This window comes from Sphingopyxis granuli NBRC 100800, from assembly GCF_001591045.1.
In the GTDB taxonomy this organism is placed as follows: domain Bacteria; phylum Pseudomonadota; class Alphaproteobacteria; order Sphingomonadales; family Sphingomonadaceae; genus Sphingopyxis; species Sphingopyxis granuli.
Window position 1 is genome coordinate 1 of record NZ_BCUA01000122.1, and the last position, 8,026, is coordinate 8,026.

General features: G+C 70.1%; 7 protein-coding genes. 5 read left to right on the forward strand and 2 right to left on the reverse strand.

From position 1 onward, the window contains the following. Together SGR02S_RS18030 and SGR02S_RS18035 are read left to right on the forward strand one after the other, a co-directional pair. Positions 1 to 299 (forward strand): tetratricopeptide repeat protein (locus tag SGR02S_RS18030; protein WP_156483126.1); only part of this gene is annotated, 299 nt, incomplete at its 5' end. A 7-nt stretch (positions 300 to 306) separates the two neighbouring features. Then, entirely contained in the window at positions 307 to 957 is a 651-nt protein-coding gene (locus tag SGR02S_RS18035; protein WP_067113306.1) for an LON peptidase substrate-binding domain-containing protein, read from the forward strand. Positions 958 to 1,061: 104 nt separating this feature from the next. Here SGR02S_RS18035 and SGR02S_RS18040 read toward each other — a convergent pair whose 3' ends face one another. Both SGR02S_RS18040 and SGR02S_RS18045 read right to left on the reverse strand, forming a co-directional pair. Continuing rightward, positions 1,062 to 1,742: an RNA polymerase subunit sigma-70 gene (locus SGR02S_RS18040; RefSeq protein ID WP_067113310.1), complete on the reverse strand. Its 681-nt coding sequence runs from the start codon at positions 1,740 to 1,742 to the stop codon at positions 1,062 to 1,064. 179 nt (positions 1,743 to 1,921) lie between these two features. Continuing rightward, positions 1,922 to 3,151: an FAD-dependent monooxygenase gene (locus SGR02S_RS18045; protein WP_067113312.1), complete on the reverse strand. Its 1,230-nt coding sequence runs from the start codon at positions 3,149 to 3,151 to the stop codon at positions 1,922 to 1,924. Between the two features lie 398 nt (positions 3,152 to 3,549). On the opposite strand from SGR02S_RS18045, the gene SGR02S_RS18050 reads away from it, so the two are divergent. The 3 genes from SGR02S_RS18050 (at position 3,550) to SGR02S_RS18060 (ending at position 7,954) form a co-directional block, all read left to right on the forward strand. Next, the gene (locus SGR02S_RS18050) at positions 3,550 to 5,862 is read left to right on the forward strand and encodes an FtsK/SpoIIIE family DNA translocase (protein WP_067113321.1); all 2,313 of its coding nucleotides are present in this window, start codon (positions 3,550 to 3,552) and stop codon (positions 5,860 to 5,862) included. A 246-nt stretch (positions 5,863 to 6,108) separates the two neighbouring features. After that, on the forward strand, positions 6,109 to 6,765 hold the full coding sequence (locus tag SGR02S_RS18055) for a LolA family protein (RefSeq protein ID WP_067113315.1): 657 nt from the start codon (positions 6,109 to 6,111) through the stop codon (positions 6,763 to 6,765). A gap of 403 nt (positions 6,766 to 7,168) precedes the next feature. Then, the gene (locus SGR02S_RS18060; RefSeq protein WP_067113318.1) at positions 7,169 to 7,954 is read left to right on the forward strand and encodes an exodeoxyribonuclease III; all 786 of its coding nucleotides are present in this window, start codon (positions 7,169 to 7,171) and stop codon (positions 7,952 to 7,954) included. Positions 7,955 to 8,026: the final 72 nt, after the last annotated feature.

An 8,026-nucleotide genomic window follows, 5' to 3' on the forward strand; every position in this document is an offset into this window, starting at 1 on the left:
GCAGCGCGCTGGCGCTCGCCGCCGACGCGCCCGACGCGGGCGAGCTCGGCGCGCGCGAAGCCGCGGTCGCCGCCGACCCCGCCGACCATCAGGCGCGCTTCGATCTCGCGGCGGCGCAGATCGGCGCCGGACAGCGCGACGCGGCCGCCGACAATCTGCTCCACATCATCGCCGCCGACCGCGAATGGAACGAGGGCGCGGCGCGCGCGAAGCTGCTGTCGCTGTTCGAGGCGGTCGGGCTCGAAGACGCCTGGGTCGCGGCGCAGCGCCGCCGCCTGTCGCTGATCCTCTTCGGTTAGGCCGGACATGGACGAAACCGCGCCCCTCACCATCCAGCGGATCGCGATCTTTCCGCTGCCCGGTGCGGTGCTGTTCCCGGGGCTGCACCTGCCGCTCCACATCTTCGAGCCGCGCTACAAGGCGATGGTGCAGGAGGTGCTGGCGCGCGACCGGCAGATCGGGATGATCCAGCCGCGCCAGATCCCGGGCGAGGAGGATCGCGAACCCCCCGCGCTCTACGACATCGGCTGCGTCGGCCGCATCGTCGATGTCGAAGCGCTCGACGAGGGGCGCTTCAACCTCGTCCTCGAGGGCGTCGCGCGCTTTCGCATCCGCCGCGAGCTCGACGTCACCACCCCCTTTCGCCAGGTCGAGGCCGAGATCGAAGCCGAAGGCGAGGAGGAGGCGGTGCTGTCCAGCGTCGAACGCGCCAGCCTCGAGCGTGAGGCGAAGCGCTTCGCGCAGCGCCAGGGCTATGTCGTCGACTGGGATTCGGTCAGCCAGCTCGACGATGCGACGCTGGTCAACGGCATCGCGCAGGTCGCCCCCTTCGACGCCGCGGCGAAGCAGGCGCTGCTCGAGGTGACGCCGGTCGGCGCGCGCGCCGAACTGGTCATCCAGTTCATGCAATTCTTCGGCCGCTTCGACAGCGACGACGGCCGCGCGACGCTGCAATAGAGTGTTTTCAAGTCAGGCGGAACCGCCTGACGACTCGGAAAACGCAAAAAAAAAACAATCTGGAGTGACGGTTTTGATTGAATCAAAACCGGCACTCTAGCGGCTCAGCCCGCCGCCGCGTGGCGCGCGATGTCGGCGAGCGCGCGGCGCACGATGTGGCGGTCGCTTTCGCAAAGCCGCGGCCCCGCCTCGACAGGCAGGAGATGACGGCGGACGAGCGCCTCCTCGGCGGCAAGGCGGGCGTCGGTCCGGTGCGAGCCCCGCGCACCGGGCGCCAGCCGCCGCCGCGCGGACCACGCCGCGACGAGGCGGTCGGCGGCGGCATTGGCGAGGCGGTCGGCTGCCGCCCGTTCGGTCGCCGCCTCGGCCTGCGGGTCGGCGAGCCAGCCGTCGGCCCCCTCCCCCGCCAGTGCATCGAGCGAGAGCGAGACGCCCGCTCGTGCCGACCCGCCGCGCTGGCCTCCGCGCAGTCGCTGGCGCAGCGCCTGCAACTCGGCGCGGATCGGCCACGCCATATAGGTGGCGAAGCGCGCGCGCCGCGGATCGTAGCGCCCGATGGCGCAGTGCAGCGCGATCGCGCACGCCTGTTCGGCATCCTCAGCGACATCGGAAAGGCCATGGGCGCGGATGAAATAGCGGATGCGCGGCGCCGCAAGCGCCATCAGCCGGGCGAAGGCGCGGTCGACCCCGGCGCGGGTCCGCGGTCCGGGCGCGGCCTCCCCCTCGGTGCGCGCCGCGATCAGCGCCTCCGCCGCCCGTTCGATCGCCTCGCTCTTCGCCGACATGCGCCCCTCCCGGTAACGACTGCGTTACCGGCGGGATAGGACATCATGCTGAATCACGGCCTGCCGCGCGGCTAGGGGACAATACTTAGAACCGGATGACCTGACTTAAACCCGTTCGTGTCGAGCGGATAGACAGGAGTCCGTCCAAAGCCATCGCGCGCCAGCTTTCGCCCCGCCCGCTAAATCTCCGCCCCCGCGAGCAGGCGCGGCAGGTCGCCCGCCTCGCCGCGCGCCTCGTCCATGAAGAAGCGCTTGAGCAGCGGCATGCGCTGCACCGCGCCCAGCCCGGCGCGGCGGACGAGCGAGGCGGGGCGGCCGGGGATGCCGAACAGGCGGGTCAGCCCATCGGTCGCGAGGCTGACCATCAGATTGTCGAGACCGCGCCAGCGCTGGTAGCGCGCGAGCAGCGCCGCATCGCCGAGGTCGAGCCCGATCCGCGCCCCCTCGACCAGCACCTCGGTCAGCGCCGCGACGTCGCGCAGCCCGAGGTTGAGCCCCTGCCCCGCGATCGGATGGATGCCGTGCGCGGCGTCGCCGACGAGCGCGATCCGGTCGGCGACGATCCGCGCGCTGTGGTGGAAGCCGAGCGGATAGGTCATACGCGGCGCGACCAGTTCCATGTCGCCGAGAATGCCGCCGGCGCGCTTGCCCAGCTCGGCGAGGAAGCCGCGATCACCCAGCTTCGCAAAGGCGGGGCCGTCCTTTTCGGACACCGTCCACACGAAGGCCGAGCGATGGCGGCCCTGCTCGTCGTCGACAAGCGGCAGCAGCGCGAACGGACCCGAGGGAAAGAATATCTCGTGCGCGACCCGATCGTGCGGCTTCGTATGCGCGACCGCGCCGATCATCGCGTGATGATGATAGGACCAATTGGCGATGGTGAAGCCCGCCGCGTCGCGCGTCGGCGAGCGGCGTCCCTCGGCGACGATCAGCAGCGGCGCCGTCAGCCGCGTGCCGTCGGCGAGCGTCAGCGTCACGCCGTGCGCGTCGACCGCGCGGTCGGCCACCTTCGCCGGCATGAACAGCCGCACCAGCGGCGCATCGGCGAGCGCCGCCGCGAGCGCGAGGCGAAGCTGGCGATTCTCGACCATCGTGCCGAGCGCGGGGGCATCCTCGGCAGCGACGAAATCGAGTTCGCCCGCCTGCCCGCCGTCGCTGACCTTGATCGCGCGGATCGGACAGCCGTGCGCCGCCAGCCGGTCGGCGACACCGATCACCCCGAACATCTGCCACACCGCGCTCGCGATCGCCGAGGCGCGCCCGTCGAAGCCCGGCGCGATCGTCGCGACCGGGTCGGCGGGGTCGACGATCTGCGACGACAGGCCGTGATGGGCGAGGGCGAGGGCAAGGGCCTGGCCGACAAGGCCGCCGCCCGAGATCAGGACATCGCTGCGCAGGGGTTCGCTCATGCCTTTGCCCTAGACCGCAACGGCGCGATTGGGAAGCGGGCGCATTGCCCCCTTTTGCATCCTGCCTCCCCTCCCGCTTGCGGGAGGGGTCGGGGGTGGGCAGCGGCGGCGCAGAGGCCCACCCCGCTGCGAGTAGCGAGCAAGCTCGCAACTCTCGCTGCCCCACCCGCAGGCGGGAGGGAAACCGGTGGATGACACGAACGACGGCTTCCTACCCTCAAAAGCAGCCGCTTCAGCGATCCCTGTCCGTCCCGGACCGGCACTCGGCACTCGCCCCGCCCGGCGACACGCCCCGATTCCGTGCCGCGACCCCGCGCACCTCGCCGTGGGCTGCTTGACGGCGAGTCCGGCGCATGCGCATATCGCCGGAATTCACTCTGATGGGGACCGAAACCAGCATGGCCAGCCGCAAGCCCGTCGCCGCAAAGGCCGATTGGCGCACCCTTTTCAAGCAGAGCATCGCGCGATCGCTGGTGATCGCCGCCGCCGCCGCGCTCGCGCTGTTCACCCTGTTCCTCGCGCTCGCACTCCTCACCTACGACAGCACCGACGCGGCGCTCAACACCGCCGCGGGCGGCCACGCCGCCAACTGGATGGGCAGCACCGGCGCCTGGTTCGCCGACCTCGGCCTGTCGGTCGGCGGCGCGCCGATCGCGCTGCTCGTCCCGCTGTTCGGGTTGATCGCGTGGCGACTGTGGATCGGCGAACCGCAACCCTATTGGCCGCGCCAACTCGCCTATGGCTTCGCGGGCGTGCTGCTCGTCGGGCTGGGGATCGAGCTGTGGGCGCCCGCTTCGGGCGCGGCGCTTCCCGCCGGCTGGGGCGGACTGCTCGCGCTGATCGTCGGCGGCGCCGTCGCGCCGCTGTTCGATCAGGCGGGAGAGCCGGCGGCGGCGCTGATCCGCTTCGGCACCATCCTGCTGCTCGTCCTGCTCGGCCTGTGGCTCGCGTGGCGCGCGCTGCGGCTCGAAAAGGGCTGGCACCAGCGCTTCCGCCTGCCCGCGCCCGAGGGCGCCCGCGTCCTCGAACCGGCGCGGCTGAAGGAACCCGAGGCGAAGGCGCCGAACCTCGTCGAGCGCGTCATCCGCCCGCGCCCGCGCGCCGAACCGAGCGACCGCGCGCCGCCCGAGATCGCCGACCCCGCGCAGCGCTCGGCCCCGTCGAAGCCCAAGCCCAAGCCGCAGACCGAGCTGTTCACCCATTACCAGCTCCCCTCGCTCGACCTGCTCGCCCCGGCGCCCGAAGGCCCGACCGGCCAGGTCGACAAGGCGGGGCTCGAACGCAATGCGCGCCTGCTCGAATCGGTGCTCGAGGATTTTCAGGTCAAGGGCGTGATCACCGCGGTCCGCCCCGGCCCCGTCGTCACCATGTACGAGCTGGAGCCGGCGCCGGGCACCAAGGCGAGCCGCGTGTCGAACCTTGCCGACGACATCGCGCGCAACATGTCGGCGCTGTCGGCGCGCATCGCGCCGATCCCCGGGCGAACCGTGATCGGCATCGAACTGCCCAACGCGCACCGCGAATCGGTCGTGCTGTCGGAGATGATCGGCAGCGCGCTGTTTCAGGAGCAGACGGGATCGCTGCCGATCATCCTCGGCAAGAACATCAGCGGCGACCCGGTGATCGCCGACCTCGCGCCGATGCCGCACCTGCTGATCGCCGGCACCACCGGCTCGGGCAAGTCGGTCGGGCTGAACGCGATGATCCTGTCGCTGCTCTATCGGCTCGGCCCCGATCAGGTGAAGCTGATCATGATCGACCCGAAGATGCTGGAACTCAGCGTCTACGACGGCATCCCGCACCTGCTCGCACCCGTCGTCACCGAGCCCAAGAAGGCGATCCGCGCGCTCAAATGGGCGGTCGAGCAGATGGAGGACCGCTATCGGATGATGTCGTCGCTGTCGGTTCGCAACCTCGCGGGCTACAACGACAAGGTCCGCGCCGCGCTCGCCAAGGGCAAGTCGCTCGGGCGCCGCGTCCAGACCGGCTACGATCCCGACACCGGCCAGCCGGTCTATGAGGAGGAGACGCTCGACTATCAGCCGCTGCCGCAGATCGTCGTGGTGGTGGACGAACTCGCCGACCTGATGATGACCGCGGGCAAGGAGGTCGAGTTCCTGATCCAGCGCCTCGCGCAAAAGGCGCGCGCGGCGGGCATCCACCTGATCCTCGCGACGCAGCGTCCGTCGGTCGACGTCATCACCGGCGTCATCAAGGCGAACCTGCCGACGCGCATCAGCTTCAACGTCACCTCGAAGATCGACAGCCGCACCATCCTGGGCGAGGGCGGCGCCGAGCAATTGCTTGGCAAGGGCGACATGCTCTACGTCCCCGGCGGCAAGCAGATCACCCGCATCCACGGCCCCTTCGTCTCCGACGACGAGGTGCGCGCGGTCGCCGATCACTGGCGCGGCCAGGGGGCGCCCGACTATGTCGAGAGCGTCACCGAGGAGCCCGAGGACGGCGGCTTCGCGATGGAGGGCGCCCCGGCGGGCGGCGACAGCGCCGAGGACCGCATGTATGCGAAGGCATGCCAGATCGTCGCCGAGAGCCAGAAGGCCTCGACGAGCTGGCTGCAACGGCAATTGCGCATCGGCTACAACAGCGCGGCGCGGCTGATCGAGCGGATGGAGGAGGAAGGGCTGGTGAGCCCGCCCAACCATGTCGGGCGGCGCGACGTGCTGACCGACCAATATGGCCAGCCGCGATAGCGGAACACGGAACCGGAGCGCCCGCCCGCGATTTGAACGAATACCCCCACGTCATTGCGAGGAGCCGCAGGCGACGAAGCAATCTCCAGCAATCGGCAAGGCCGGACGACGGCAGGAGATTGCTTCGTCGCTACGCTCCTCGCAATGACGGCTGGAAGGCTGGACGCGGGGTTCAGGGCCGGTTCAAGGCCTTGCGTCCAGATAACGACCCGATTCACAGACCGATTCCATAATGACGAGAGCCCGATGACCGAACAGACCTTCCGCCGCCGCCTGACCCGCCTTGCCGCCTGGACGCTCGCGCCCGCGGCGGTCGCCGGCCTTGCCGCCGGCGCCCCGGCGCTTGCGCAGGCGTCGAGCACGCTGGCGGCGGTGCAGGCGCACCTCAAGTCGACCAGCTCGATGACCGCCGACTTCGTGCAGACCGACCGCAACGGCCAGCGGTTGTCCGGCGCGCTGACCCTCAAGCGCCCCGGCAAGATCCGCTTCCAGTATCAGAAGGGCGTGCCGATGCTGATCGTCGGCGACGGCAGCGCGCTGACGATGATCGATTACGAGGTGAAGCAGGTACAGCGCTGGCCGGTGAAGAATTCGCCGCTCGGCGCGCTGCTCGATCCCGACCGCGACCTGTCGAAATATGCGAAGGTGCTGCCGACCAACAGCAGCGACGTGCTGAGCGTCGAGGTCCACGATCCGAAGCGCCCCGAATATGGCACGATCACGATGGTGTTCATCCGCGACGCGGCGGCGCCGGCGGGGCTGCGCCTGCGCGGCTGGGTCGCGCTCGATTCGCAGAACAACCGCACCCGCATCGACCTCAGCAACCAGAAGTTCAACGTCGCGGTGGCCGATTCGGCCTTCCGCTGGACCGACCCGCGCCCGAAGAAGCGCGGCGGCCGCTGACGCGCACTCTTTCCGGTCCATCCCGCCCCCATCTGCCCATCGTCGCGCGGCACCGGCCCGCTTTCCCCACGGGAAGGCGGGCCGATGTTCGACGAGCGGCGTTCTGGCGCCGACGAACGGAAGGCACAGGCTGGCAGGGCGCCGTTTCGTTCAGCTTGGCGACAGGGAAAAGCGGCTATTCCAACCCTCGAAGGCGCCAACACGGCTCCCGGTTTTGGGTTTCCCCCTGTTGCCCCATCCGGATGGCCCGGCACCTTCTTTCAAGAGCGTGACGAACGCTGACCTTGAGCCCCCGTCCCACCGCCCCTGGGACGGGGGTTTATGTTTTTCCGGGCCATGGCTCTCGCTCTTCTTCGGGCTGCCCGGCATTGCGAACCGCATCCGCCCCCGATAGAGCCGCCGCATGACAAGCATCGCCTCCTGGAACATCAACAGCGTCCGCGCCCGCATCGGCATCGTCGAGAAGCTGCTGCGCGAAGAGGCGCCCGATGTCCTCTGCCTTCAGGAAACCAAGGTCGAATGCGGCCTCTTCCCCGCCGACATGTTCCGCCGGCTCGGCTACACCCACATCGTCACCAACGGCCAGCGCATGCACCACGGCGTCGCGATCGTCAGCCGGCTGCCGCTGACCGACGTGCGCAAATATGACTGGCAGGCGAATGGCGAGGCGCGCCACGTCGGGGTGACGCTGCCGTCGGGCGTGCGGGTCGACAATGTCTACATTCCCGCGGGCGGCGACATTCCCGACCGGACGCTCAACCCCAAGTTCGGGCAAAAGCTCGACTTCTTCGGCCGCATGACCGACTGGGCGGGCACGCTCGACCAGCCGACCGTGCTCACCGGCGATTTCAACGTCGCGCCGCTCGAAAGCGACGTGTGGAACCACAAGGCGCTGCTCGACGTCGTCAGCCACACCCCGATCGAGGTCGAGACGCTGGCGCGGCTGCAGGCGGCGTCGGACTGGGTCGATCTCGGCCGCCGCTTCATCGCCGCACCGACCCCGCTCTACACCTGGTGGAGCTACCGCGCGAAGGACTGGGCGGCGTCGAACCGCGGCCGCCGGCTCGACCATATGTGGGTGACGCCCGACCTCGGCGACCGCGCGCAGGCGCACCGCGTCGTCCAGCCGGCGCGAAGCTGGGAGCGGCCGTCGGACCATATTCCGCTGATCACGGAGTTCGCCTTTTGAGCGACGCCGCCGCCGCGGGCGCGCGCCGCGCCGCGCGCGCGATCGACGCGCTGCGCCGCGGCTGGCCGCTGC

What these genes read in the sequence shown, in the direction of transcription:
- SGR02S_RS18035 (WP_067113306.1), top strand. Translation starts at nt 307, where the DNA reads ATGGACGAAACCGCGCCCCTCACCATCCAGCGGATCGCGATCTTTCCG.
- SGR02S_RS18040 (WP_067113310.1), bottom strand. Translation starts at nt 1,742, where the DNA reads ATGTCGGCGAAGAGCGAGGCGATCGAACGGGCGGCGGAGGCGCTGATC.
- SGR02S_RS18045 (WP_067113312.1), bottom strand. Translation starts at nt 3,151, where the DNA reads ATGAGCGAACCCCTGCGCAGCGATGTCCTGATCTCGGGCGGCGGCCTT.
- SGR02S_RS18050 (WP_067113321.1), top strand. Translation starts at nt 3,550, where the DNA reads ATGGCCAGCCGCAAGCCCGTCGCCGCAAAGGCCGATTGGCGCACCCTT.
- SGR02S_RS18055 (WP_067113315.1), top strand. Translation starts at nt 6,109, where the DNA reads ATGACCGAACAGACCTTCCGCCGCCGCCTGACCCGCCTTGCCGCCTGG.
- SGR02S_RS18060 (WP_067113318.1), top strand. Translation starts at nt 7,169, where the DNA reads ATGACAAGCATCGCCTCCTGGAACATCAACAGCGTCCGCGCCCGCATC.